This window comes from Nostocoides australiense Ben110 (genome assembly GCF_001050535.1).
Taxonomy (GTDB): domain Bacteria; phylum Actinomycetota; class Actinomycetes; order Actinomycetales; family Dermatophilaceae; genus Nostocoides_A; species Nostocoides_A australiense.
Genome location: NZ_HG764815.1, coordinates 168,203 through 191,297, shown reverse-complemented (window position 1 = coordinate 191,297; position 23,095 = coordinate 168,203). Strand labels below are relative to the sequence as shown.

25 protein-coding genes, 3 pseudogenes and 1 other annotated feature are annotated in these 23,095 nt (G+C 68.4%); of the genes and pseudogenes, 13 read left to right on the top strand and 15 right to left on the bottom strand.

Annotation, left to right across the window (positions count from 1 at the left end; genetic code table 11):
* Positions 1-126 precede the first annotated feature (126 nt).
* The 5 genes and pseudogenes from istB to BN11_RS24925 form a co-directional block, all read right to left on the bottom strand.
* A complete protein-coding gene (gene istB / locus BN11_RS00915) occupies positions 127-921 on the bottom strand; it encodes an IS21-like element helper ATPase IstB (protein WP_201329189.1) in 795 nt (264 codons plus the stop codon).
* Complete coding sequence (gene istA, locus BN11_RS00910) at positions 921-2,441, bottom strand: IS21 family transposase (protein ID WP_048693240.1); 1,521 nt, start codon at positions 2,439-2,441, stop codon at positions 921-923. Before istA ends, istB begins: the two co-directional genes overlap by 1 nt.
* Positions 2,442-2,575: 134 nt before the next feature.
* Positions 2,576-3,403, bottom strand: a complete 828-nt coding sequence (locus tag BN11_RS00905) for an IS110 family transposase (RefSeq protein ID WP_053083954.1) — start codon at positions 3,401-3,403, stop codon at positions 2,576-2,578.
* 277 nt (positions 3,404-3,680) lie between these two features.
* Positions 3,681-4,390: pseudogene (locus BN11_RS24930) on the bottom strand (IS3 family transposase); the annotation flags it as partial.
* Positions 4,014-4,145, bottom strand: a sequence feature (AL1L pseudoknot). (Overlaps the previous pseudogene by 132 nt.)
* 54 nt (positions 4,391-4,444) lie before the next feature.
* Positions 4,445-5,128: an alpha/beta fold hydrolase gene (locus BN11_RS24925; RefSeq protein WP_053083952.1), complete on the bottom strand. Its 684-nt coding sequence runs from the start codon at positions 5,126-5,128 to the stop codon at positions 4,445-4,447.
* Between BN11_RS24925 and BN11_RS25740 the strand changes: the two are divergent.
* Both BN11_RS25740 and BN11_RS00885 read left to right on the top strand, forming a co-directional pair.
* Positions 5,010-6,383: pseudogene (locus tag BN11_RS25740) on the top strand (VWA domain-containing protein); the annotation flags it as partial. The gene BN11_RS24925 and the pseudogene BN11_RS25740 overlap by 119 nt on opposite strands.
* Positions 6,384-6,424: 41 nt before the next feature.
* On the top strand, positions 6,425-7,237 hold the full coding sequence (locus tag BN11_RS00885) for a vWA domain-containing protein (RefSeq protein WP_083433427.1): 813 nt from the start codon (positions 6,425-6,427) through the stop codon (positions 7,235-7,237).
* Between the two features lie 121 nt (positions 7,238-7,358).
* Here the strand turns inward: BN11_RS00885 and BN11_RS00880 are convergent, their stop codons facing one another.
* The gene (locus BN11_RS00880; protein WP_048693230.1) at positions 7,359-7,730 is read right to left on the bottom strand and encodes a DUF2255 family protein; all 372 of its coding nucleotides are present in this window, start codon (positions 7,728-7,730) and stop codon (positions 7,359-7,361) included.
* Positions 7,731-7,749: 19 nt separating this feature from the next.
* On the opposite strand from BN11_RS00880, the gene BN11_RS24915 reads away from it, so the two are divergent.
* From BN11_RS24915 to BN11_RS00865, 3 genes and pseudogenes are all read left to right on the top strand, one after another.
* Positions 7,750-8,430, top strand: coding sequence for a hypothetical protein (locus tag BN11_RS24915; protein WP_157043913.1), 681 nt, complete (start codon positions 7,750-7,752; stop codon positions 8,428-8,430).
* 649 nt (positions 8,431-9,079) lie between these two features.
* Positions 9,080-9,685 (top strand): annotated as a pseudogene (locus tag BN11_RS00870) (MmyB family transcriptional regulator).
* A 124-nt stretch (positions 9,686-9,809) separates the two neighbouring features.
* Entirely contained in the window at positions 9,810-10,229 is a 420-nt protein-coding gene (locus BN11_RS00865) for a (R)-mandelonitrile lyase (RefSeq protein WP_327152824.1), read from the top strand.
* Between the two features lie 6 nt (positions 10,230-10,235).
* On the opposite strand, the gene BN11_RS00860 is transcribed toward BN11_RS00865, so the two are convergent.
* Positions 10,236-11,222, bottom strand: a complete 987-nt coding sequence (locus BN11_RS00860) for a YihY/virulence factor BrkB family protein (protein ID WP_048693220.1) — start codon at positions 11,220-11,222, stop codon at positions 10,236-10,238.
* Between the two features lie 92 nt (positions 11,223-11,314).
* Here BN11_RS00860 and BN11_RS00855 point away from each other — a divergent pair, with 92 nt between their 5' ends.
* Entirely contained in the window at positions 11,315-12,202 is an 888-nt protein-coding gene (locus tag BN11_RS00855; protein WP_048693217.1) for an aldo/keto reductase, read from the top strand.
* A gap of 113 nt (positions 12,203-12,315) precedes the next feature.
* Here BN11_RS00855 and BN11_RS00850 read toward each other — a convergent pair whose 3' ends face one another.
* From BN11_RS00850 to BN11_RS00840, 3 genes are read right to left on the bottom strand one after another with little or no spacing between them, the layout of a single operon-like run.
* Positions 12,316-12,555: a helix-hairpin-helix domain-containing protein gene (locus BN11_RS00850; protein ID WP_048693215.1), complete on the bottom strand. Its 240-nt coding sequence runs from the start codon at positions 12,553-12,555 to the stop codon at positions 12,316-12,318.
* Between the two features lie 55 nt (positions 12,556-12,610).
* Positions 12,611-13,642 carry a pyridoxamine 5'-phosphate oxidase family protein gene (locus BN11_RS00845; protein WP_048693211.1) on the bottom strand — a complete coding sequence of 344 codons (1,032 nt, stop codon included), beginning with the start codon at positions 13,640-13,642 and terminating at the stop codon, positions 12,611-12,613.
* An 11-nt stretch (positions 13,643-13,653) separates the two neighbouring features.
* Complete coding sequence (locus BN11_RS00840) at positions 13,654-14,484, bottom strand: siderophore-interacting protein (RefSeq protein WP_048693209.1); 831 nt, start codon at positions 14,482-14,484, stop codon at positions 13,654-13,656.
* 157 nt (positions 14,485-14,641) lie between these two features.
* On the opposite strand from BN11_RS00840, the gene BN11_RS00835 reads away from it, so the two are divergent.
* Genes BN11_RS00835 through BN11_RS00815 form a run of 5 tightly spaced genes read left to right on the top strand, consistent with a single transcriptional unit; the run spans position 14,642 to position 19,503 of the window.
* Complete coding sequence (locus tag BN11_RS00835; protein ID WP_048700535.1) at positions 14,642-15,700, top strand: iron-siderophore ABC transporter substrate-binding protein; 1,059 nt, start codon at positions 14,642-14,644, stop codon at positions 15,698-15,700.
* Positions 15,697-16,749, top strand: a complete 1,053-nt coding sequence (locus BN11_RS00830) for a FecCD family ABC transporter permease (protein WP_048693206.1) — start codon at positions 15,697-15,699, stop codon at positions 16,747-16,749. The genes BN11_RS00835 and BN11_RS00830 overlap by 4 nt, the downstream gene beginning before the upstream one ends.
* The gene (locus BN11_RS00825; protein ID WP_053083951.1) at positions 16,746-17,819 is read left to right on the top strand and encodes a FecCD family ABC transporter permease; all 1,074 of its coding nucleotides are present in this window, start codon (positions 16,746-16,748) and stop codon (positions 17,817-17,819) included. Before BN11_RS00830 ends, BN11_RS00825 begins: the two co-directional genes overlap by 4 nt.
* The gene (locus BN11_RS00820) at positions 17,816-18,643 is read left to right on the top strand and encodes an ABC transporter ATP-binding protein (RefSeq protein WP_048693204.1); all 828 of its coding nucleotides are present in this window, start codon (positions 17,816-17,818) and stop codon (positions 18,641-18,643) included. Before BN11_RS00825 ends, BN11_RS00820 begins: the two co-directional genes overlap by 4 nt.
* 8 nt (positions 18,644-18,651) lie before the next feature.
* Positions 18,652-19,503, top strand: a complete 852-nt coding sequence (locus BN11_RS00815) for a siderophore-interacting protein (RefSeq protein ID WP_048693199.1) — start codon at positions 18,652-18,654, stop codon at positions 19,501-19,503.
* A gap of 63 nt (positions 19,504-19,566) precedes the next feature.
* Here the strand turns inward: BN11_RS00815 and BN11_RS00810 are convergent, their stop codons facing one another.
* From BN11_RS00810 to BN11_RS00795, 4 genes are all read right to left on the bottom strand, one after another.
* Positions 19,567-19,974, bottom strand: coding sequence for a PIN domain-containing protein (locus BN11_RS00810; protein WP_048693196.1), 408 nt, complete (start codon positions 19,972-19,974; stop codon positions 19,567-19,569).
* Positions 19,971-20,183, bottom strand: coding sequence for a ribbon-helix-helix domain-containing protein (locus BN11_RS00805; RefSeq protein WP_048693194.1), 213 nt, complete (start codon positions 20,181-20,183; stop codon positions 19,971-19,973). The genes BN11_RS00810 and BN11_RS00805 overlap by 4 nt, the downstream gene beginning before the upstream one ends.
* Before the next feature lie 261 nt (positions 20,184-20,444).
* Positions 20,445-21,032: a S1C family serine protease gene (locus BN11_RS24910; RefSeq protein WP_235435314.1), complete on the bottom strand. Its 588-nt coding sequence runs from the start codon at positions 21,030-21,032 to the stop codon at positions 20,445-20,447.
* Positions 21,033-21,406: 374 nt separating this feature from the next.
* On the bottom strand, positions 21,407-21,745 hold the full coding sequence (locus tag BN11_RS00795) for a hypothetical protein (protein WP_048693191.1): 339 nt from the start codon (positions 21,743-21,745) through the stop codon (positions 21,407-21,409).
* Between the two features lie 70 nt (positions 21,746-21,815).
* Between BN11_RS00795 and BN11_RS25980 the strand changes: the two genes are divergently transcribed.
* Both BN11_RS25980 and BN11_RS24545 read left to right on the top strand, forming a co-directional pair.
* Complete coding sequence (locus BN11_RS25980) at positions 21,816-21,944, top strand: winged helix-turn-helix transcriptional regulator (protein ID WP_407667953.1); 129 nt, start codon at positions 21,816-21,818, stop codon at positions 21,942-21,944.
* An 86-nt stretch (positions 21,945-22,030) separates the two neighbouring features.
* Positions 22,031-22,435, top strand: a complete 405-nt coding sequence (locus BN11_RS24545; protein ID WP_201329187.1) for a hypothetical protein — start codon at positions 22,031-22,033, stop codon at positions 22,433-22,435.
* An 89-nt stretch (positions 22,436-22,524) separates the two neighbouring features.
* Here BN11_RS24545 and BN11_RS00785 read toward each other — a convergent pair whose 3' ends face one another.
* On the bottom strand, positions 22,525-22,875 hold the full coding sequence (locus BN11_RS00785; RefSeq protein ID WP_048693187.1) for a hypothetical protein: 351 nt from the start codon (positions 22,873-22,875) through the stop codon (positions 22,525-22,527).
* Positions 22,876-23,095 lie beyond the last annotated feature (220 nt).

The following is a 23,095-nucleotide window of genomic DNA, read 5'->3' as shown; positions in this document are numbered from 1 at the left end:
TGTCAAGGGACAGCAGGAACTGCCCAGTGGCGGACATGAAACCTGCCCGCTGACGGTCACGGGAACTGCCCGGTGGTGGCCATGGGATCTGCCCAAGGGGCTGCGGCCACTACCGACCAGGGGCATTCAGTTCAACGGGCTCACCCCTTGGCCGGCGAGTGCCTGGGTGAGTCGCACGCTGTCGCCGCTGGTCTGGCAGACGTGGGCGTGGTGCAGGAGCCGGTCGACGGTAGCGGTGGCCAGTGTCTTGGGCATCAGCTCGTCGAACCCGGACGGGTGCAGGTTCGAGCTGATCGCGACCGAGCGCTTCTCGTAGGCGGCGTCGACGAGCCGGTACAGGCCCTCGGCGGCGTCGACGGCAACCGGTAGCAGCCCGATGTCATCGACGATGACCAAGTCGGCTCGCAGGACGCGGGCGATGGCCTTGGTGACTGTGTCGTCGGCGCGATGGCGGCGCAGCAGGCCGCCGAGGTCTTCCAAGGTGAACCAGGCGACCTTCAGCCCCTGCTCAACGGCAAGTTGTCCGAGTGCTTCCAGCAGGAACGTCTTTCCGGTGCCCGACGGCCCGCACACGACGAGGTTCTCCCGGCGGTGGACCCATTCCAGGGTGCGCAGCGCCTGCTGGGTCGGCGCCGGGATCGAGCAGACCTCGGGCTGCCAGGCATCGAAGGTTTTCCCGGTCGGGAACCCCGCGACCGCCCGCCTGGTCGCTAGTGCGGAGCGTTCCCGACCGGCGACCTCCTCGGCGAACAGCGCCTTGAGCACCTCAGCCGGTTCCCAGCGCTGAGCCTTCGCGGTCGCGACCACCTCGGGTGCGTGGCGACGGATGTGGGGCAGCCGCAACCGACGCAGCAGATCCTCCAGGTCCGCCGGCAGCGCCGGCGCGGACCCAGCCGCCATCGTGGTGCTCCTGGTCGTCATCAGAGCGCCTCGTCTTTGCTGTGCTGGCCGAGTCGTGCCCAGGCGCTGGTGCCCTGGGTCAGCGAGCGATCCTCGCTGGCCCGGTGTTCGCCCGCCTTCGGTGCTCGGGCGTGGTGGTCCAGGATCGAGGACAGGTCGGCTTCGGCGAACCGGCCGTGCACGGCGGCGTGGCCCAGTGCCCAGTCGACCTCGACGGGGTCGAACAGCTTGGCCAGGGCGAGCGCTTCGGTCATCTTGACCCGCATCCGCGGCGTGCCCGCGGCGGCTGCCTCGATCAGCCACAGCCGGGCGCCCTCACCCAGGTCGAGGAACTCCGACTCGGCAGCGTTCCTGGCACGGGGTCGACGGTCCAGCGGTCCCTCGGGCTGGGGTGGGAAGTGGGCGTCGTAGATCTTCGGTGTCCCGGGGGTGGCCCGGTAGTGGCGGGCGATCTCGACAGGGCCGTCGGCGCCGACGTGGACAATCACGACCTGCTCCTCAGCGCCGACACCGTGGACCCGCACCCACACCGTGGCACCGAGCAGCTGATGTGGAACCGAGTACTGGCCGGACTCGAACGTCACCATCGGCGTGTTCACCGGCACCTGTCGAGTGGTGCCGAACGCGACCGTGTGCGGTGTCAGGGCGACCGGGTGGAGTCGGGCGCGCTCCTCGGCGAGCATCTCGACCGGCGGCCGCTTGGTGATCCGGTGCGGGCGGGTGTTGACCTTCTCGCAGAACGCCACACAGGCGGCCTCGAGCTCGGCGAACGAGTCGTAGGCCTCGCGCAGGTTGGTGTCCTTGGGGACGAGGTCGGCCTTGCTGATCTTCACCGACGCCTCGGTGCCGCCCTTGGATGCCGGGTCGGCCGGCACGCAGGTATGCACGCTCATCGAGTAGTGCTCGGCCAACGCGACCAGCTGCGGGTTGCGGACCGGGATCCCGGCGATGTGCTCGACCGTGACGGTCTTCTCGTTGTCGGTCAGCACGTAGGTCGGCACCCCGCCGAGTCGCCGGAACGTGACGTCGAGTGCGGCGAAGACGCTGGGCATGGTCTTGTCCCGCAGCGGCAGCACAACCCGGAACCGGGACCAGGCCAGCCAGGCGACGAACAGGACCGTCTTGACGCCGTCGACGACCGGGCCGTCGCCGTAGTCGTACTGCAGCCACATCCCCGGCTCGGTGATCCAAGGTCGGTGCACCCGCACCCGCCCGGCCCGGTAGGACTGCTTCACGGTCGCGACCGCGCGGCGGGAAGTGCGCTCCGAGCCGGTGTAGCCCAGCGCCACGAGCTTGTCGTGGGCCACGTCGGCGCGGACCTTGCCCTTGGACCGCTCCACCCACTCCTCGACCTTGGGCAGGTACTCATCGATCAGCATCGGCCGACGCGCGGCCTGATCCAGCTCACCGCCGGCGGCACGCCGCTCGACGTAGTGCTTGACCGTGTGGTGGGAGCAGCCAGCCAGCTCCCCAGCATCACGCAACGACCCAGTCAGGTCGTAGGCATTCAAGATTTCCATGATCTCCTCGGCAGACTTCAACTCATCCCTTCCTCGGGAGCGAACGGGCGCATCAGCACCGCTCATCGCACCCGAGGAAAGGGCCTCAACCGCGGACCGCGGCGAGGCAGACGACGTCGTGTCGGGCAGACCCCATGACCGTCAGTGGGCAGTTCTCATGTCCGCCAGCGGGCAGCTTCGTGGCCGTCTCCGGGCAGTTTCTCGTGGCCGCCGACAAGTAGGGCATCGACCGAGGACCGCATTGACGAGATGATCTCGAGCAGTCCTCGTGTCGCCAGCCCGAGGGCTTCCTCGACGGCCGGGGGTTGCCGCAACGTGGGAGCCTTCAATGCGGTCAGGGCGTGGTCGACCAGTGCGGGGTCGTTGCGGCGTCCACACTTGCGCAGTAGCGCCTCGACGCGACGTCGGGTGAGCCTGGAGCCCGCTGCGGGAGTGGGTGCTGCACCGAGGATGGTCGTGGCGGCGTGATGTGTCAGTTTCGGGAACGCCTTCAACGCTTGGGGATAGAACTCCAGCAGGACCGAACGCAGCCGGCTGGTCGTCTGGTGCAGCGCCCAGATGGCCTCCTGATGCTGGCGCGCCAGCGCCTTGATCGCCAAGGCGAGATCTGTGTTCCGCGGCAGCGGCCGATGCATGTGCTGGTCGGTGCGCAGGATGTGCGCCAATACGGCCGCGTCCCCCGCGTCGGACTTGCTCCCCGCTTGGACGTGCCGCTCCCGATATCGAGCCATGGCTCGAGGATTGATCGGATAGACGGTGAAGCCGGCACCGGCCAAGGCGACGACGAGCAGGTTCTTGTCCGTCTCGATCGCTACGGCCGTCTGTTCCGGGCTGCCGCCATTCGTCGTGATCAACTCGACCAGCGCCGTGTACCCGGCCACATCTGCACCGATCCGGGCGCGGGCGAGGACCTTGCCCTGCTCGTCCACCAGAGCGATGTCGTGATGGTCCTCGGCCCAGTCGATCCCGCAGGTGATGCTCATGCTTCCTCCTTCGTCGGATTCTTCGTGGCGGAGCTCTGGGCAGCGGCGGCGACCTAATGGAAGCGCTCAAGGCGCGGCATCTCACAAGCCGTGGACTGCCCAGCTGGCCGGCAGGGTCACCGTCTACGTTGAGACCTCGGTCGAGTCGATGAAGCCAAGAAGAGTGATCACCTGCAAGCAGCTCACCACCTGAGACTGCGACCGGATCGGTGAAATCTCAGGGACCCCTGCCGACCAGCACCGCTCGTGTCGCATCGACAGAACGGCCTTCCCATTAGGAAAAGTCGGCGACCCATAGCTGGTCGATCCTGGTGGGGTCCTCCCAGCCGCGTTTGACCAGATCCGGATGCCTCGGCGCCGCCTGGTCACCACGGGTGGTGACCGTGGTGTGTCGGCCGCGGACCACGCCGCGGATCCCGGCGATCCGCATCAGCCGGGCGACCTGGTCTCGGCCGACGTCAAGGCCGGCGCGGCGGGCCGCTTTCCACAGCTTCCGTGCCCCGTAGACGCCCCAATTCTCGCGCCAGAGCGTGACGAGCGCGTTGACCAGGTACGCCTCCTCCACGGCGGCATCCGAGACCGGAGTCGCCTTGTGCGCGTGATACGTGGACGGCGCGATCGTGATGCCGTGCTCGGTCAGCACGGCACAGATCGGCATGGGCGCCGAACTGACCCCGATAGGCGTCGATATAGGCCACGATCACTTGAGTCGGCGGTCGAGCTCCGCCTGAGCGAAAACGCGGCACTGGTGCGAAGGATGTCGTTCGCGCGTTCGAGTTCGGCGACCCGCTTCTTCAATGCCCGGACCTCGTCGGAGTCGATCCCGCGGACCGTGGCGATCGGGGCCCGAGTGCCATCACGACGTTCCTCGTCCTCAATCCAGTTCCGCAGCGTCGCCGGGTTCAGATCGAGCAGCGCCCCGACATGCCGCCGCGCGCCCAGCTTCGAATCCGCACCCTCCGCCAGACGATCGCGATACATCCGCATCGCCCGCTCCCGGCATCAACCGTGTTGCACGCACCCTCTGAACCCGCCCGGTCATTACGGCGTGTCGCGCACTCTCGACGGGGGTGTGTGTCGATGGGGGGCCAGTGCGAAGTCGCGGATGAGGGCGGCCAGCCGCTCGGGCTGGTCCTCGGGGATCAGCGTAGCGCTGTCCTCGACGACCTCGAGGCGGGAGATGGGATAGAGCGCCGCGAGACGGGGGCCTTGGGCGGTGGGCATCATGGTGTCCTGGGCAGCCCCGACGACCAGGACCGGCCGGACGAAGCGCCGCATCCGCTCGAACCACGACAGCAGGGTGGCCCGGTCGGGCGCGCCCGTCGCGAACTTCGCGAAGTCCCGGCGCACGCCCTTGTCCCGGCGGGCGGGACCGAACCAGTCGTGGAACAGGTCGTCCGGGATGCCGCGGCGGCTCATCGCGGCATACCCGAAGGGCAGCCTGCGGAAGGTGCGCGAGCGCATGAGGGCGACCAGGGCCCACATCCCCGCGGGGATCCGCGCACCGAGCTCGAGGAGCTTGGCCGGCCCGGGCGGGAAGTTGTCGAATGCCTCACATGCGGCGAGCACGAGCCGCCCGACTCGCTCGTCCCGGCCCTCGGAGATGATGAATTGCCCTCCGCCCCAATCGTTCAGCACGAGCGTGACGTCCTCGAGCCCGGCGGCGTCGAGTCGCGAGATATTGAAGAGATTGAGGTCATCCTCGTTTTTGGCGATCAGGGGCATCGAGCAGGGTCGTGGTCGAGGATGTGCCGCCCTTGCGCGACGTCACGATCCTTGGGACCCAGTCCGGCACCTTTGCGATTCCCGGAGTGGCGATGGCCCCGAGCAGCGGGCTTCGACGACGTCACCGGTCACTAGGGTGAACCGGCGAGGATCGGGTTCGTCAGGTCCGGACGGCAGGTCCGACGAGCGCCGGCCGGGGTCGCCGGCCGGTCGGTCGGGGCGCTGCGGTGACGCTGCCGCGGCGGTGGCACCGGTCACGGTCAGGGCGGCCACTGCCAGGGTCACGATGCGTCGCGCGGCCTTGCCTCGCATGGGTGCCTCCGTGGACTTGGGGGATGTCCACGCCAACGCTGGCAGGGGTGCGGTGCTTGGCGCGAGAGGGTCTGACCGGCGAGGTCGCGCCGTGGCGCACATGCGCCACCGCCACTGTGTGCGAGTCACGAACCGGTTACCGAAGGGAACGGCGGGGCGGGTGGCGTGCGTCGCAGCTGGCATGAACACACGATCCGCAGCGACGCTGGTCTTGGCCGGCTTGGTCCTGGCCGGCTGTTCGGCAGGGCTCGGCCCCGAGGGCGACCGCGTGAATGCCCGCTCCTACTACGACGACTATCAGGAAGCGGAGGCTGACGGCGCCAACAACTACTCGGTCGGCGCGGCGGCTCCCAGCGCGACGGGACAGGCCGCGGGCGCGGCTTCACCGCATCCCGCCGATGCCGGCAAACGCTACGGCTGGCCGGGAGTCACGGATGACAACACGTTCACCGACGAGGGATCGAGCCGCTGGACCCCGGTGCGCACCAGGCCACAGTCGACGTTCGCTCTGGATGTCGACACCGGCTCCTACCAGGTGGCGAGGACCTTCCTGCGGGACGGATATCGCCCTCCGGCAGAGTCGATTCGGGTCGAGGAGTGGATCAACGCGTTCGACTACGGCGACCCCGCTCCGATTGGCAAGGACGCAGTGAGGGTGGGGGCGGAGTCCGGCGTCTCGCCGTATGGCGCGCCCGGCACCGCCCTGGTGCGGATCGGTGTCAGCACGCGCACCGCGACGACGGCGCAGGGCCCGACGCACGTCACCTTCGTCGTCGACACCTCGGGTTCGATGGACATCCGCGAACGCTTGGGCCTCGTCCAGTCCTCGCTGGCTCTCCTCGTCAACAATCTCGAGCCGGAGGACACCATCGCGATCGTCGAGTACGGCAGCGAGGCGCGCCGCGTGCTGCCCCCGACGAAGGTCCGCGACAGCGACCGCATCGTCGCCGCGACGACAAGCTGCGCCCGAGTGGCAGCACCAATATGGAGGCCGGACTCGAGCTCGGCTATCGACAGGCCGAGGCGGCATACGACCCCGACGGCGTCAATGCCGTCGTCCTCGCCTCCGACGGCGTGGCGAATGTCGGTGTCACAGAATCGAGCACGCTCACGGACACGATCAAGCAGGCCAGCTCGAAAGGGATCCATCTCGTGACGGTGGGCTATGGGATGGGCAACTACAACGACACCCTCATGGAGCAACTAGCCGACCACGGTGACGGCTTCTATTCCTATGTCGACGACTTCACCGAGGCGCAGCGGCTGTTCGTCGACGAGTTGACGCCGACGCTCACGGTCGTGGCCTCCGATGCCAAGGCACAGGTCAGCTTCGATCCGGAGTTCGTCGGCAGCTATCGCCTGATCGGCTACGAGAACCGCGGACTCCACAACGACGACTACACCGACGATGCCGTCGACGCCGGTGAGCTGGGCGCTGGTCACGCGGTGTCCGCGCTGTATGAAATCAAGCCCGCCAACGCCGCGCCGGCGGCCGGCACGGTCGTCGGGACCGCTGGAATCCGTTGGGCGACAACCGATGGCGGCAAGGGCAAGGAAGTGCGGGCGGACATATCCTGGCCGCAGGCCGGGCAACAGTCGCCCAGTCTGCGTCTCGCTGCGCTCGTGGCCGCCACCGCCGAGTACCTCCGCGGCGAGGCGACCGGAGAGGACGCTGACCTGGAAGCACTGCGAGCGGATGCCCGGGCACTCGCGGCTGCCGACGTCAGCGGGGCCCGCCAGATCGAGCAGTTCCTGGCCGACGCAGCGAGCATCGATCCCTCGCGGGTGGGAGGCTGATCACAGGATTCGTGCGCGAGCGCAGCGTGACCCGGAGGAGACGCAGAGGCACGCGGCGACCGTGCGCACGACGGCGTCGGTCGGTCGTCGATCGTCGGGAAAGCTTCTCTCCGTTGGTTTTTCAGGCAGGACGGACTTCGAGGGTCGCCGACCGGGGGCCGTCCTCGAGGAGGTGATCGACGATGGAGGCATAGCGGCCGTACTTGCTGCGGAATGCCGCGTCGACCGCCGGCAGGTCCGTCTCGTCCGCGGCGACGAAGGTCACGTCCCGCGCGGTGCCGCGTGCTTCGAGCCGGCCGGTGCCGGTCGCGATCGCCCAGCGGAACCAGTCGGCGCCGCGGCCGTTGGTGGAACGGATGAAGATGCGTTCGTCGACGGGCACGACCCAGATGATGCGCGGCCGGCGGAAGGTGCCGTCCCGGCGCTGCGTGACGACGTGCACCACTTCGGGTGCCGTCAGGGCGCGATGGTCAGCGGGTGGCCAGGTCGTCATGGGTCTGATTCTTTCTCGTGTGGGCGATGGTGACCATTGTTGCGAGGAGGGCGAGCACGACATATCCCGCGGTGAGCGTCGGCAGGGTGATGACCCGAGTGAGTTGTCCAGCAACGAGGCTGGCGACCATCGCCCCGGCGTAGCTGGCGACGAAGACGGCGGTGAGGATCGAGGCACGCGCGGCCGGGCGGACCCGCCGATCATCGCGCGCACCGTGGCGCTCATGGCGATGCCCTGCGCCGCACCCGCGATGGCTGAACAGATCAGGAACGGCACGACGGTCCCCGCCACCAGCGCGGCGAGCAGCCCGAGCAACGCGAGCGTGAAGGCGATCATGCCGAGCCGCTGTGCGGCCGCCGCGGCCAACCGGCCACCGATCGGTGCGCCGATGATGCTCGGAGCCATGTATGGAGGAGAAAACCAACGCCACGACAACGGCATTCGACGTATGGAGTTGCTCGGCGGTGACCGCGGGCCCGAAGGCCTGGAACCATCCGCCCACCGCCCAGGTCGCGGTGACGATGCATGCCATGACTGGCACCTGTGCCCGGCTGCGCCGGGGCAGGTGGATGCGCGGACGGAGCGACGCGCCAAGCCCCGGGCGACGAGTCCCGGTCTCCGCGACGGCCAGGATGAATCCCAGGCAGACGACCAGGAGCGCGGTCATCACGACATAGACGACGATGCGCGCGTTCGGTGAGGTCTCCACCACCGCACCGGACACCAGCGCCCCGAGGGTCAAACCCAGCATCGGCGCCTTGCTTACGACCACCGATGCGAGCCACACAGGACGCTCGGGCGCCGAGTCGGCGACATAGGCCATGAGAGCAGCAAGGCCAGCCCGTCAGCGAGAGATCTGCATTGGTCAAGCCGTCGTGGGCTCGATAGGTGTTGTAGAGCGGGATCGGCGAGACCGGCGCGGCGAAGGCGACGACGAGGCTGACCGCGGCTGCCACGAAGGTGAACCAGCTGCGCGGGCGGACGGCCGTGGCATCGCGCGTCATGGCCGCATCTCCTCGGTCGAATGCTGTGGGCACTCATCCACCATGGACCGGCAGGGTGACTCAAAGAAGGCCGAGTGAGGTGGGCTCCTGGCACCCCCTTCCCGGACCAGCTTCTTCGGTGTGAGCCGCGCGCAAGCCCAACAGGACGTCAAGGAGTTCTTCGTCTCCCGCCGCGCCCGCCGCGCCCCAGGCGACGTCGGCCTGCCCGACCTCGGCGGCCTCCGTCGGGTGCCCGGCCTGCGTCGGCAGGAGGTCGCCGATCCGGCGGCCGTGAGTCTCGACTACGACACCCAACTGGAGCGCGGACATGTGCGCGGGGCATCCGATGTCGTCCTCACCGCGCTCATGGACGCGCTGCGGCTCAGCGCGATCGAACGCGGCTACTTTCTCGACCTCGTGCGCCAGGTCAACGCGTCCGGTCGCTCGCCACGGCATGGTGCCCGCGCTGACATGCCGCCCGGCCTGCAGCAGATGGCCGACGCCATGGCGGGGGTGACGGTCCTCGTTCGCAATCACCGGATGGATGTCATCGGCGGCAACGCCCGCGCCAAGGCCCTGTACGCGCCGGTGTATGCCGAACCGTCGCCCAATCTGTCGAGGCACGTCTTCCTCGATCCGGCCGCTCGGACCTTCTCACCGGACCGGGAGCGCATGGCGGACATCAACGTGGGCACGCTTCCCCTGGCCCTTGCCCGCTATCCGTACGATGCCGACCTCATCGCGCTGGTCGACGAATTGGCAGCGGCAAATGCCGACTTCCGGTAGCGGTGGCCCCAACACCCTGTGATGCAATTCGGCTCGGGCACAAAGGTTTTCGAGCATCCCACGGTCGGACGACTGGCATTGCAGCACGAACAGCTGCGGCTCGTGGCCGATGTCACGCTGGTCGTCAACGTCTACAGCGCGGCGCCGGGCAGCATCGACGCGCAACAGTTCGCCGCGCTGGGCTGACAGGTCGGGGGGTGCCACTGGCCCACCCCACGGGGGTTGAGCGGAAGGTGCACCGGCAGTCACAGTGGTGAGTGAGCGGCATACCTCTGCAGCGACCCTGACCCCACCCGAAGGAGCCTCACTCATGGCCATGGAGAAGCGCGGCATACCCACCACCACCCGCGGCCCGGCTGACTGGTTCACCGGCGATGTCCACGTCGAGAACTTCGCCACCGGCGCCGACGCCTCGCGCCTCGTCGCCGCCCACGTCCGGTTCACGCCGGGCGCCCGGACCAACTGGCACAGCCACGGGCTGGGCCAGACCCTGCACTGCACGTCGGGGACCGGCTTCGTCGTCACCCGCGACGGCGTCGTCCAGGTGCTGCGACCCGGCGAGACCGTGTGGACCCCTCCCGGCGAGGAGCACTGGCACGGCGCAACTCCGGACACGATGCTGTGCCACGACGCCTTGCTCGTCGCTCCCGAAACGGGGGATGCCACAACGTGGTTGGAGCCGGTGACCGACGAGCAGTATGCCGCCGCCCACCGCGCGTTGGACAGCTGAGCCGTGTCAGTCGTCGAGGTCGTCGTCCGGCGGGTCGCCCCGGCGCCCGAACTCGACGTGGATGCGTTCGTAGCTCTTGCTGCGCATGGCCCGCGCCTGCGCGGCATACGCCTGCTTGTCGGCCTCGGTGAGGTCGACATTGTCGGTGAACGGGGTGAGCAGGGCCCGCGGATAGAGCCGGCGTGCGTGGACGACGTTGACCTCGGCGCTGAGCACGACGACGACGGAGATCAGATAGATGAAGGCCAGCAGACCGATGACCAGGGCGAAGATGCCGTTCGTCGCGGAAGCGCCTTTCACCACCCGGCCGACGAAGACGACACCGAACGTCTGCAACAACTGCCACGCGAGTGTCGTGATGATCGCCCCCGCCACCTGATGACGACGCGCCGTGCCGCGCACGCCGATGCGGAAGCAGAGCATCACGATGCCCGTATTGATGACGAGCGTGAGCAAAGTCGTGGCGACCTTGGTCCACACACCCCAACCCGTCGTCGCGGCGGCGAACGTCGACACGACTGTCGTGGCGATGGCCGCGAGTCCAGCCGTGAGGATGAGCATCCCCGACCTCAGCCGCGCGAGGAACGGATTCGGACGGCTGTTGCGCGGGACCGCCCAGACCGTGTTCATGGTGTACTGCAACGCATTCCCGGCGCCCAGGGCACCGTAGATCGCCAGCGCCGACCCGATGGCCACACCGGCCGCACCACCGGAGAGCGAGCGCGGGTCCCCGAGCTGGTCGCCGATCACGGGGAACTGGCTCAGCGCGGAGTTGAGGACGTCCTCCTGCCATTCGGGGTGGTTGCGCAGCAGGATCGACAGCACGGTCGACAGCAGCAGCAACACGGGGAAGAACGACAGGAACGCGTAGTACGTCAGCAGGGCCGCCAGGTAGCCGCCGGCGTCGTCGAAGAACTTGTAGATCACCGCGAGCGGGAAACCGAAGACCGGGTGCCGGCGCTGCAGGCGGTCCACCCAGTCCACGACACCCATGGCGCAATCATGCCCGTAGGGTGGCTGGAGTCTTGACTCCGCGTCGCACACGAGCGGTCCGCAATGCCGCACCGACTCCTGAGAGGACCATCATGACCACCCCCACCTTCTCCCTCAACAACGGCGTTACGATCCCGGTGATCGGGCTGGGCGTCTTCCAGACCCCACCGGAGGAGACCGTCGCCGCCGTCAGGGCGGCGCTCGAGACGGGCTACCGGATGATCGACACGGCTGCGGCCTACGGCAACGAGCGCGAGGTCGGCGAGGCCTTGGCGCAAAGCGGAATCGAGCGCGAGGACCTCTTCCTCGAGACCAAGGTCTGGGTCACCGACTACGGCCGGGACGAGACCCTGCACGCCTTCGAGAAGGCCATCGGCAAACTCGGGGTCGAACGGCTCGATCTGCTCATCCTTCACCAACCCGACATCGGCAACTTCGAGAAGACGGTGGCCGCCTACGGCGCGTTGGAGGAATTGCTCGCCGATGGCCGGGTGCGGGCCATCGGCATCAGCAACTTCACCCCCGCCCTCCTCGACCGGCTGCTCGCCGAGACCGAGGTCGTTCCGGCGATCAACCAGATCGAACTGCACCCCTACTTCACCCAGGTGGCGAGCCGGGAGGCGAACGCGGCCCACGGCATACTCACCCAGGCGTGGTCCCCCATCGGCGGGATCTCTGCCTACCGGGGGACCAGCGCTGCGACGCCGACGTTCACCAACCCGACTCTCGTCGAGATCGGGGAGCGCCACGGCAAGACCACCGCGCAGGTGATGTTGCGCTGGCACATCCAGCGCGGGACGCAAGTCATTCCGAAATCAACACGGCCGCAACGCATTGCGGAGAACTTCGACGTCTTCGACTTCGACCTGGAGCAGGACGAACTCGCGATGATCGACGGCCTCGACACCGGCGCACGTGGGGGGCCCGACCCCGAGCAGCCGCAGCCCAGCTTCCACTCCTTCAACATTCCGGAGGCGTGACCACTTCCTCGGATCGACGCCGATGGTCGTTGCACTCCTGGCGTTACCGGCAGTAGGTAAGACGCTCTGGCGGTTATGACACCCAAACCGTCGTACCTATCTGGCGAAAGGCGTCAGCGGGTCGCGTCGTTCCGCACCGATGTACAGCCGACAACCGGGTCGTCATCGGCGGAAGCCCAGTCGTGGTCTGCCATCGCACTCCGAAGAGCGCCGATCGCCTTGGGGTCCATGCCATGCAACGCCAACACCGACCGCATCGGTATGCCGTCCAGCTCCTGCAAATGGGAGTATCCGGCCCCCTCCAGGGCGCGTAACGCCGGGGCACCGGTGCGTGGGAAGGGAATCTGCGGCATGTCGAGTCATGCTGCCATAGACGGACCGGAGCGCCGCTGCCACGTGCGAGCGCCGTCAGTAGAGGTTCTGGACGTAGTCCGCCTGCAATCCCGCGGCCAGGTCGGGCTCGTGCAGGGCGGGAATGGGTGCCTCCTTCGCGGACGCGATCGTGGCGTTGACGTGGTCGGTCCAGATCCGGCTCGCGCGGGGCAACGATCCCTGGGGCACGTGCTGCTTCGGATCCCACAGCCGCGCGGCACCGATCGCCGAACTCCGCTGGGCGAGAGCCGATTCGACCCGAACGCGCATGACGGCGACCGGAGTGTTGCCGCGCACCTCGAATATCGCCCGCAGGTCCGGATCGTCATCGACGACGGCGGTTCCCGTCACCTCGACGACTGTCTCCTCGCCAGGCATCAGGGCCAGGACGGAGACCTCGGGGCGCTCCAGGATGTTGTGGAAGGTGTCGCGGCGCATATTGCCCGGACGGTCCGGTATGCCGATCTCTCCGTTCCCGAGCAAGCGCACCAGACCGCTCGGGTCGCCCTTGGGGCTGATGTCTGCGCGGCCGGCGCCGTCCGCCGTGGCGATCGTGGCGAAGGGCGCGCGGGTGAGGAGACCGGACACGACGGGGTCGGCAAGCCCCGACCTCAGTACGCTGGATTGTGTTGTGCCGCTTCGTTCAATCGTCGCCTCGTGCTCGACCAGCGGGGACCACAGGCGCGACCGGAGAACGCACTTGGCGCAGTGCAGGAAGGCTTCCTCGACGATGAGGGTGTCAGCGTCGAGCCGGCCGTTGACGCGCAGGGTCTCGCCCCAGCCGGCGACGAACGCGACGAGCCCGGCAGGACGGCCATACCCGGCATGCGGCAGGCCGGGCAACTGCAGCCGGCCCGGCTCGAGGGTGTGGAAGACCCCGGCGGGTCCCCCGATGGTGTGGGACGAGAGCCGGCCCGCTTCGGAGAGGACGCCAAGGACACCGAAGGTGCTCAGCGACAACACATCCAGGCAGTGCCCATCCAGCTGCGAGATCGATTTCAGCATCGCGGTGGCAGGTCGCTTCCCGACCGCGGACTCGAGGGCGTCGAGGGTCTCCAGGCGCGTCATACGAATCGACGCTAGTGCGCCGCACCCGCCTTCCAATAGCCACAGAAGCTGATGTCCCCCTTGTCGATGCCCTGGGAGACCCAGTGGCGGCGAGCTCCGGTGGCCAGGTCCGACTCGCCGGCGGCCCAGGCGTAGCTCGGCGCTGTCGGTGGCGGAAGGGAGCGCAGCCGGGCGAGCGCAGCGGCACCGGGCCGGCTGGCCGGTGTCTGCCGAACGACCCAATGAACCACCACCCGCTCGGGAGCGTCCAGCGGCTGCCGGTCCTCCTCGGTCGGCACCTCGATCACGGCCAAACCGGCCGTCCCGCGCGGCAGGTCACGCAGGATTCCCGCGGCGGCCGGCAGGCCGGACTCGTCGGCCGCAAGCCTGACCGTCGCCCCCTCCGGCGCGGCGAACATGGTGCCCTCGTTGATGATCGCCACCTCGTCACCGACCGCACACTCTCGGGCCCAGATCGACGCCGGGCCTGCGGTGCCCTCGTCGGCGCAGCCGTGGGCAACGAGGTCGACATCGAGTTCCGGGCCGTCCGGCCCGGAGGGTCGGAACGCGCGGACGGTGTAGTTGCGGATGAGCGGCCGCCGGCTCGCGGGCGCGAGCATGAAGCGGGCATAACTCGCCTCCGTCAGCGAATCCGGGACATGTTGGAGGGACGCCCCGGCTGGAGCCAGGAACAGCCGGAACCACTGGTCGAAACCCATGTGCTCCCAGGCGTGAAGTCCGTTGCCGCCCAATGTGACCCGGGACATGTGCGGAGTGACAGCGGCACGTGACCGAACGGTCAGCCGGATCGCTCGGGAGTGCTCGGGCTTGCGGCGGTGATCCGCGGCGCTGCGGCGGGTCATGGTGCTCCATCCGGGATATCGCGGGTGTCGGGGACTTCGGCGCTGGGCTACATTGGCGCCGACCGTCATCTCAGCTTAGGTTAGCCTTACCTAATTAGCCTACTGGAGGAGATCGTTCGTGTTCCCGTCCCGCCCGCTGACTCGTGTGGCCACGCTGATGCTCGTTGGGGTGCTGGCCGCGTGTGGCGCCTCGTCCGAAAACACCGCCTCCACTGGTGCCGCGGAAGCCACCAGCGGGGGTGCGGCGACCGCACCCTCGACCACGGCATCGGGATCGTCGTCGGCGAAGTCCGAGGCAGCAGCCTTCCCGGTCACCATCAAGCACGCCTTCGGCGAGACCACCATTGCGGCAAAGCCCGAGCGCGTCGCGACGGTCGCCTGGGCCAACCATGAGGTGCCTTTGGCCCTCGGCGTCGTTCCGGCCGGGATGGCCAAGGCCACGTGGGGCGACGACGATGGCGACGGCATACTGCCGTGGGTCGAGGACAAACTCACCGAACTCGGGGGCGAGACCCCGGCGCTCTTCGACGAGACCGACGGCATCGACTTCGAAGGGGTCGCGAACACAAACCCCGACGTCATCTTGGCGTCGTATTCCGGTCTCTCCCAAGAGGATTACGACCAGCTCAGCGAGATCGCGCCGGTCGTCGCCTATCCCGAGACGGCCTGGACGACGTCCATGGACGAGATGATCACCATGAACGCCGAGGCGATCGGCATGAAGGGCGAGGGCGAACAGCTCGTCGCCGACCTGACGACCCAGGTCACCGCTTCCGCCGCGGAACACCCTGCGCTGCAAGGCAAGACGGCCCTCTTCGCCTGGGTCGATCCCAAGGACATGAGCAAGATCGGCTATTACACGACGGGTGACCCGCGCGCTGCCCTGCTCGAGCAGGTGGGCCTCGACACCGCTCAGGTCGTCAAGGACAACGCCGATGCGACGAACTTCTTCCAGGAAATCAGCGCCGAAGAGGTCGACAAGCTCGCCGACGTCGACATCATCGTCACCTATGGCGACGACACGGGCGAGCTTCTCAAGACGCTTCAGGGCAACGACCTGCTCGCCACGATCCCGGCGGTCAAGAACGGCGCCGTCGTCTCGCTCGTCGACAACACCCCGCTGGCCGCCGCTGCCAACCCGTCGCCGCTCGATATCCCCTGGGGGCTGAACGACTACCTCGACCTCCTAGACGCGGCCGCCGCGAAGGCCCCGTGAGACAGGCACTCTGCGCGCCGGGCCCGCCGGCGTCGAGGGTCGCCGAGCAGCGGCCCGCAGCCGGTTCGCGCCTGGGATGGCTGCTGATCTCCCTCGTCGTCCTGCTGGTCCTGGCCGCCTTGTCCGTGACTTTGGGGGCACGTCATGTCGCGGTGAGCGATGTCGTGGCCGCCTTGGGTGGGGACACCGGAACGGTCTCGCGCGCAGCAGTTTCCACGCGCATTCCTCGCACCGTCCTGGCGCTTGTGGCCGGCGCCGCCCTGGGTGTCTCGGGTGCGGTGATGCAGGGCCTGACCCGCAACCCGCTTGCCGACCCCGGGATGCTCGGCATCACCCCCGGCGCCTCGCTGGCCGTGGTCGGGTGCATCGCCTTCGTGGGGATGACCTCGCCCATCGCCACTGTCTGGGTCGCAATTGCCGGAGCAGCCGTCACCGCCGTGATCGTCTACCTCCTCGGGTCGATGGGACGCGGCGGCGCGACGCCGCTGAAGCTCTCTCTCGCCGGTGCCGCCGTCACCGCGTCCATCAGCTCGCTGATCAGCGCCATCCTCCTGCCGCGTGCGGACGTGATGAACTCCTTCCGGTTCTGGCAGATCGGTGGCGTCGGCGGGGCGGATTTCGCGCGGATCGGGATGGTCGCGCCCTTCTTGGCCGCCGGATTCTTCCTCTCCATGGCCGTGACACGCGGGCTGAATGCCCTCGCGCTCGGAGACGACGTGGCGGCCGGGCTCGGTGAGCACGTCGGCCTCCTCCGGTCGCTCGCCGGCATCGGGGCCGTCCTGCTGTGCGGAGCAGCGACCGCGGTGGCCGGGCCGATCGCCTTCGTCGGACTCGTCGTGCCACACTCCTGCCGGCTGTTGACCGGCGGCGATCACCGTTGGCTCGTGCCCTTCTCCGCGGTTGCCGGTGGCGGCTTGCTGGTGGTCGCCGACATCGTCGGACGGGTCGCCGGCCGGCCCGCGGAGATCGACGCGGGCATCGTCACCGCCATTATCGGGGCCCCCGTCTTCATCGCCATCGTGCGGCGGCAGAAGGGACGTGCGCCGTGACTGCCTCCACGTCCGTCGCGCCCGTCCGGTCAGTAGGTCGTGGTGCGACGATCGCCGCCCTGCGCGCAGGTCGCCGGCGGCGCAGTCGCCGGTATGCCGTTGCCGTAGCCGTTTTGACCCTGATCCTTCTCGTCGCCTTCCTCGCGAGTCTGATACTAGGACAACGCCATTACCCCCTCGGTGACGTGCTGCGGGTGATCGGCGGGCAGGACGTACCGGGCGCCTCCTACACGGTCGGCCGGCTGCGGTTGCCGCGGGCGGCGCTGGCCGTCCTCGCCGGAGCGGCCTTCGGCCTGGGCGGGGTGAGCTTCCAGACGATGCTGCGCAACCCGTTGGCGTCACCGGACATCATCGGCATCACTTCCGGGGCGAGCGCGGCAGCGGTCTACGCCCTCGTCATCCTGCACCTGGATCCCTCGGCTGCCTCCGTCATCGCCATCGTTGCCGCGCTCGGGACCGCGCTGGCGATCTACGGCCTCGCGGCGCGAGGCGGGCTGCACGGCACGAAGCTGATCCTCATCGGGATCGGCGTGTCGGCGATGCTGCACTCGGTGGTTTCCTATGTGATCATCCGTGCGGCGCAATGGGATCTGCAGACGGCGATGCGCTGGCTCAACGGCAGTGTCAACGGGGCCACCTGGTCGCGCGTGCTGCCGCTCGCGATGGCGATGGTGGCGATCATTCCCATCCTTCTGTCCAGGACCCGAGCGCTGACGCTGCTCGAGCAGGGCGACGACACCGCCACAGCCCTCGGCGTCCGCACTGGCCGCACGCGCCTGCTCACCATCGTGGGTACTGTTGTCCTGCTCGCCTTCGCGACGGCCGCCGCGGGTCCGATCGCCTTCGTCGCCTTCCTGTCGGGACCGATCGCCTCCCGCCTCGTCGGGACCGGCCGGTCGCTGATGGTGCCGGCAATGCTCGTCGGTGCGTCACTCACGCTGCTGGCCGACTTCGCTGGACAGTTTGCATTCGGCGCGCGATATCCCGTCGGTGTCATCACCGGTGTGCTCGGCGCGCCCTACCTGGTCTACCTCTTGATTCGGACCAACCGCACCGGAGGCTCCCTATGACGTCCGAACACACACTCGTCGCCGCGAATGTCACTCTTGGGTATGGCGATCGGACCGTTGTCGAGGACCTCACCTGGGCTGTGTCGCCGAGTCGGATCACCGTCATCGTCGGCGCGAACGCGTGCGGCAAGTCCACCGTGCTGCGCTCGCTGGCCCGGCTGCTGACCCCGACCGAGGGCCGGGTGCTGCTCGATGGGAAGGTGCTGCACGACCAGCCGACCAAAGAGGTTGCGCGACAACTGGGTTTGCTTCCCCAGTCGCCCACGGCTCCCGAGGGCATCGTCGTCGGGGACCTGGTCGCCCGGGGGCGCAGCCCGCATAAGCGCATGCTGAGCAGGTGGTCCGCCTCCGACGACGCGGCGGTAGCCGAGGCTCTGGAGCTGACGGACACCGACGACCTCGTCGACCGGCCCGTCGACGAGCTCTCCGGCGGGCAGCGCCAGCGGGTCTGGATCGCGATGGCCCTGGCTCAGCGCACCGACATACTGCTGCTCGACGAACCGACGACCTATCTCGACGTCAGCCACCAGATCGAGGTACTCGACCTGCTCACCGACCTCAACCGCGAGCGCGGCACGACGATCGTCATGGTGCTGCACGAGCTGAATCTCGCTGCGCGGTATGCCGATCACCTCGTCGCCATGAACCGCGGCCGGCTCGTCGCAGAGGGCCCGCCGGAGCACGTCCTGACTGTCGAGACGGTGCGCGAGGTCTTCGGTATGGAGTCGGCGGTCATCCCGGATCCGGTCTCCGGCAAGCCACTCGTGCTGCCCGTTGGCCGGCACCACGCTGCCCGCCATCCCCGTGTCCCAGCCTTCACATAGGAGTCCCGATGCCTGCTGCCGCCGACCTCTGCTGCGCCAAGATCGTCCATCGCGACAACCTCACGCCGGGGATGGTTCGTCTCGTGCTCGGCGGGGAGGGTCTACGTGGTTGGACGAGTAATGGGTTCAGCGACGCGTACTTCGTTGTCTGGCTGCCCCGTCCCGGTGCGGCGTATGCCGCCCCTTTCGACGTCGAGAGGATCCGGGCCGAGCATCCTGAGGAGTGGTGGCCGGTCCACCGGCACTACTCGGTGCGCAGCTGGGACGCGGCCTCCGGCGAGCTGACGGTCGACTTCGTCGTCCATGGCGACGAGGGGGTGGCCGGTCCCTGGGCACGCAAGGCCCAGGTCGGCGACCAGGTCATGGTGGGACGGCCGGGCGGGGCGTACATCCCGGACCCGGGCGCGGACTGGCACCTGATGGTCGGCGACGAATCCGCCCTGCCCGCCATCGGTGCGGCCCTCGAGCAGCTCCCCGCAGGTGCCGAGGCGGTCCTCATCGCCCTCTGTGACGGGCCCGAGTTCGAGGTCCACCTCGACAGCCTGGCGACCGTGGAGGCGCACTGGCTGCACCGCTGCGGCGAACCCACCGACGCGCGATTGCTCGTCGATGCGGTGCGCGCGTTGCCGTGGCGCGTCGGCCGGGTGCATGCGTTCGTCCACGGGGAAGCCGGCGAGGTGCGTAAAGTCCGGCGGCACCTGCTCGGCGAGCGCGGTATGCCGCGGGCCGACCTCTCGGTCTCCGGCTACTGGCGCCGCACGATGACCGACGAGGCGTGGCGCCGGGTCAAGCGCGAATGGAACGCCGACGTCGAGCGGGATCTCCCCGCCGACACCGATCTCGCCGCCAGGCCCGGATGAGTCCGACCCACCCCGGTCGGCGAGGGTCGAACCGGGCCGGCGTCATCTCGTGGCTGCTCCTGCTCAGGGCAGGATGCGTGGCGCCGAGCCATCGGAGAAGCGCAAGATCTGGAAGTGCCTTCGGTCCAAGGTGGCGATGTCGCGGGTCTGATACGCCTGAGCCAACACCATATTCGACGCTTCGGTGATGCCGATCGGGATGTCGGAGTAGGTCTCGACGAGACGGGTGGCGGCCCGGATCCGCTCCCGGTCCATGAGGGCGAGCTCCCACGCACCGCCCGACAACTCCGACAGCACGCCCTGCTCGGCGTCCGATCCGTGCCGGGTGAGGACGAGATAGTCCAGTTCGGCGATGACGAAGGGTGACACGATAAGCGGGTCCCTGCTGCCCTCGATGATGGCGGCGACCGCGTCGTGCTGAGGTTCACCGGCATCGAAGTACGCGAGCAGTGCGCTGGTATCGACAATCACGTGCCGAAGCCCTCGGCGAGCACCTCATCGACGCGATCCGCTATCGATTCCTGGCCCCGGAAGAGCCCGCCCCGAGGCGCCACCGGTTGGCTCAGCAGCGCGGTCCGCAATGCCCCACGGATCACCTCGGCCTCGGACACCCCGCGCCGCCGGGCCTCCAATTCGACGGCGCCCTTGATGTCCTCCGGGAGATACAGGGTCGTCTTCATGCCATATATGGTACCTGTTATGGCATCGAGCCCATGCTTCGGCGTCGGGGTTGGGTGTGGGCGGCATCCGCGACCCTCGAAGGGCGAGGAGGAGCACACCAGCTATGAGTAGCGGCGATGTGACCGGGCAAAGCGGCCGATCAGGCCTTTACTGCTAGCCCGTGTGTCCCAATGCCGCTGTGCCCAGCGTCGCCGCGCCCCAGCGTGACTCGTATCGGTCGGCGCAGCATCAGGCCGTGCCGATGAGCCGCTGGGCGACCGTCATCGCGCGGTCGATCGGGACGGCGAATCCGATCCGATGGAGCCGGACCCGCGGCTGAGGGTGGCGATGGCCGTGTTGACCCCGACGACCTCGCCGTCGAGGTTGACCAAGGGTCCCCCGGATCTGCCGGGGTTGATGGGCGCGTCGGTCTGGATGACGCGCTGCATCGCCGAACCGCCGAGTCGCGCCTCCCGGTCCACGGCGCTCACGAGACCCCCGGTGACGGTCCCCTGCAGGCCCAGCGGCGAGCCGACGGCCAGCACGCCCTCACCGATCTCGAGGTCCGCGGACTGCCGATCGCCGCCGGAGGCAAGGCGCCGGAGTCGCGCACCCGGACCACCTCGATGTCGTTGGCCGCGTCGCTGCCCACGACCTCGGCGCTCACCGTGCGCCCATCGTCGAGAACCAGGCACCGCCGAGACGCGGCGGCGGCGATCCTGCCAAGCGTGGTGCAGGTGCGCACCGGGTCGGGTCAGGCTCCGGTTTCGTCCTGGACAACCAGGGCCATGTGATGACCAATCACCATGTGGTGCAGGGTAGTTCGCGGGTCCGGCTTCACTATCCTCCGACTGGTTTGGCCAGTCCATCCCTTGTACTAGGCGCATGCGGTGTCGGTCCGCCACGCTCGCGGGATGACGACAACCATCACTCCACTTGCGTTGAGCGAAGCGAAGGCTCGGTTGCGCGCGGTGTGGGATCGGCTTGGCGACATCTCCTTCGAGACAGGTCACGTGGACGTGTCGTTCAACGCACCCCGAGACTTCCGGTCCCTGTTCGCGTCAAAGTACGGACCGACGGTCGCGGTCTATCGCAACATCGACCCTGCCCGGACCACAGAGCTCGACCACGCCATCGACGACCTCGTCACGTCGTTCACCCGACGCCCAGGGGCGGATGAAGTGGCAATACCTCCTCGCCGCCGGAACACGCCGACACTGATGGGGCCGGGCCGACTGGTCCGTCACAGGGCTGCGAAGACCGGGCGCAGACCATTGAGGTAGACCTCGGCCACCGCTGAGGTGGCCCCGGATGAGCCGCCCGCTGCCCCGGCGCGCCCGGACTGCATCGGGTCCGGTTGGTCGACCCGTGTGGGTCGAGCGATCTGAGCACCTCGCTCAGGCGTGGGCACTGGGGGAGGCGCGCCGGCCCCGACCACGGCGAGTCCACCGAGGACCGACATGGTCAGCAGCACCGGACTCGCCCAGCCGTCGGCGAGCAGGGCTACTGCGAGCGTGAGCAGCCCGGCCGGGATGGTCAGCGACAGCAGCCGGCTGCCGATGCCGAGGCGGTGGTCGCGCATCCGAGTCAGGATGACCGACGAGACCGGCTTCACCTACGGCCAGTACTGCCCCATCTCGTGAGCCCTCGAAGTGCTCGGCGAGCGCTGGTCGCTGCTCATTGTGCGCGCCCTCATCTGTGGCACAACCCGGTTCCACGACCTCGCCCGTGGCCTGCCCACGCTCTCGCGCACCCTGTTGGCCAAGAGCTGCGCCAGCTGACGCGGGCCGGCATCATGAGCATGCCGGCGGTCAGTACGTTCTCACCGAAGCCGGGCGTAGCCTCGAGCCGATCGTGTTCGGCGTCGGTGCGTGGGGGGGCCAAGTGGGCCCTCGAGGATCCTCGCCCCACCGAACTCGACGCCGAACTCCTGGTGTGGTGGATGCACGACCGCCTCGACCTCTCAGGTCACCCCGGTGTGCGGCAGGTGCTCAAGATCGAGTTCGTTGATGACCCGCGTGAGTTCTGGGTCGTCGTGGAGCGGGGTGTGCCGTCGGTCTGCAAGACCGACCCAGGGTACGACGTGGCGCGCACAGTCCGTGGACGGGTTTCCGACCTCTACCGGATGTGGCTCGGACGGGTGTGGCCCTCCCTTGCGCACCGGGACGGACTCATCGACGTGCACGGCAGGGCCGACTGGACCGGCGACCTGGACCGGATCCTGCGACTGAGCCCGGCGGCGGCCCTGGTGACCGCGTCCCGTCCCGGATGACCATGGGAAAGCGGAGCGATCCGGCACGGGATCCGCTACCGCCCTCTCCAAGTTGAGGACCCGCCCGAGCACGCGTCACTCGATGGTGCTCATGCTGCTGGTTCAAGTCGCTGTGGCGCCGGGCGGGTCCGGACGCGGCGGCGCGCGAGGTGGCTTCCCAGCACCACCAGACCGACGCCAGCGGTGATGACGAGCAGGTTCACCACGCCGTAGCCAGCGAGTTCGTGGGGGCTGAACTGGACGGGAAAGCCGTTCGGTTTGGGGCCGAATGCCTCTCCTTCGAAGCCTTGTTGGGGTCCAAGCCACTCGAGGAGAACGGCGAGCGTCTGGTAGGCGAAGACGGTCGCGTCTAGTGCGAGATAGGTGAGGATCGCCAGACCACGCTGCTTGATGAAGTAGCCGAGCGCGAAGGACGACGCGAGGGTGAAGATGATGTTCACGGGAGAACTTTCTTGACGGGCGGAATCGCGCGGTGCTCGTTTCCGAGCCCGACCGCGGCTGGGTGTTGTACGGGGGTGAGGTGGAAGGTTCGGCGTAGTCGGCCTGCGACGGCGGCAGGATCGGGGGCTGTGCCGGTGTGGGGCGATGCTCGAGGTCGTCACGTCTGGGCTCGGCGGCGTGGCGACCCTGCACCGTTTTGGCAGCGGAGCCTCGGTGTAG

Excerpts from the sequence above, each read along its gene's own strand:
- istB (WP_201329189.1), bottom strand. The coding sequence starts at position 921 with ATGACGACCAGGAGCACCACGATGGCGGCTGGGTCCGCGCCGGCGCTG.
- BN11_RS00905 (WP_053083954.1), bottom strand. The coding sequence starts at position 3,403 with ATGAGCATCACCTGCGGGATCGACTGGGCCGAGGACCATCACGACATC.
- BN11_RS24925 (WP_053083952.1), bottom strand. The coding sequence starts at position 5,128 with ATGCCCCTGATCGCCAAAAACGAGGATGACCTCAATCTCTTCAATATC.
- BN11_RS00885 (WP_083433427.1), top strand. The coding sequence starts at position 6,425 with ATGGAGGCCGGACTCGAGCTCGGCTATCGACAGGCCGAGGCGGCATAC.
- BN11_RS00880 (WP_048693230.1), bottom strand. The coding sequence starts at position 7,730 with ATGACGACCTGGCCACCCGCTGACCATCGCGCCCTGACGGCACCCGAA.
- BN11_RS00865 (WP_327152824.1), top strand. The coding sequence starts at position 9,810 with ATGGCCATGGAGAAGCGCGGCATACCCACCACCACCCGCGGCCCGGCT.
- BN11_RS00860 (WP_048693220.1), bottom strand. The coding sequence starts at position 11,222 with ATGGGTGTCGTGGACTGGGTGGACCGCCTGCAGCGCCGGCACCCGGTC.
- BN11_RS00855 (WP_048693217.1), top strand. The coding sequence starts at position 11,315 with ATGACCACCCCCACCTTCTCCCTCAACAACGGCGTTACGATCCCGGTG.
- BN11_RS00850 (WP_048693215.1), bottom strand. The coding sequence starts at position 12,555 with ATGCCGCAGATTCCCTTCCCACGCACCGGTGCCCCGGCGTTACGCGCC.
- BN11_RS00845 (WP_048693211.1), bottom strand. The coding sequence starts at position 13,642 with ATGACGCGCCTGGAGACCCTCGACGCCCTCGAGTCCGCGGTCGGGAAG.
- BN11_RS00840 (WP_048693209.1), bottom strand. The coding sequence starts at position 14,484 with ATGACCCGCCGCAGCGCCGCGGATCACCGCCGCAAGCCCGAGCACTCC.
- BN11_RS00835 (WP_048700535.1), top strand. The coding sequence starts at position 14,642 with ATGCTCGTTGGGGTGCTGGCCGCGTGTGGCGCCTCGTCCGAAAACACC.
- BN11_RS00820 (WP_048693204.1), top strand. The coding sequence starts at position 17,816 with ATGACGTCCGAACACACACTCGTCGCCGCGAATGTCACTCTTGGGTAT.
- BN11_RS00815 (WP_048693199.1), top strand. The coding sequence starts at position 18,652 with ATGCCTGCTGCCGCCGACCTCTGCTGCGCCAAGATCGTCCATCGCGAC.
- BN11_RS00805 (WP_048693194.1), bottom strand. The coding sequence starts at position 20,183 with ATGAAGACGACCCTGTATCTCCCGGAGGACATCAAGGGCGCCGTCGAA.
- BN11_RS24910 (WP_235435314.1), bottom strand. The coding sequence starts at position 21,032 with ATGGACTGGCCAAACCAGTCGGAGGATAGTGAAGCCGGACCCGCGAAC.
- BN11_RS00795 (WP_048693191.1), bottom strand. The coding sequence starts at position 21,745 with ATGCGCGACCACCGCCTCGGCATCGGCAGCCGGCTGCTGTCGCTGACC.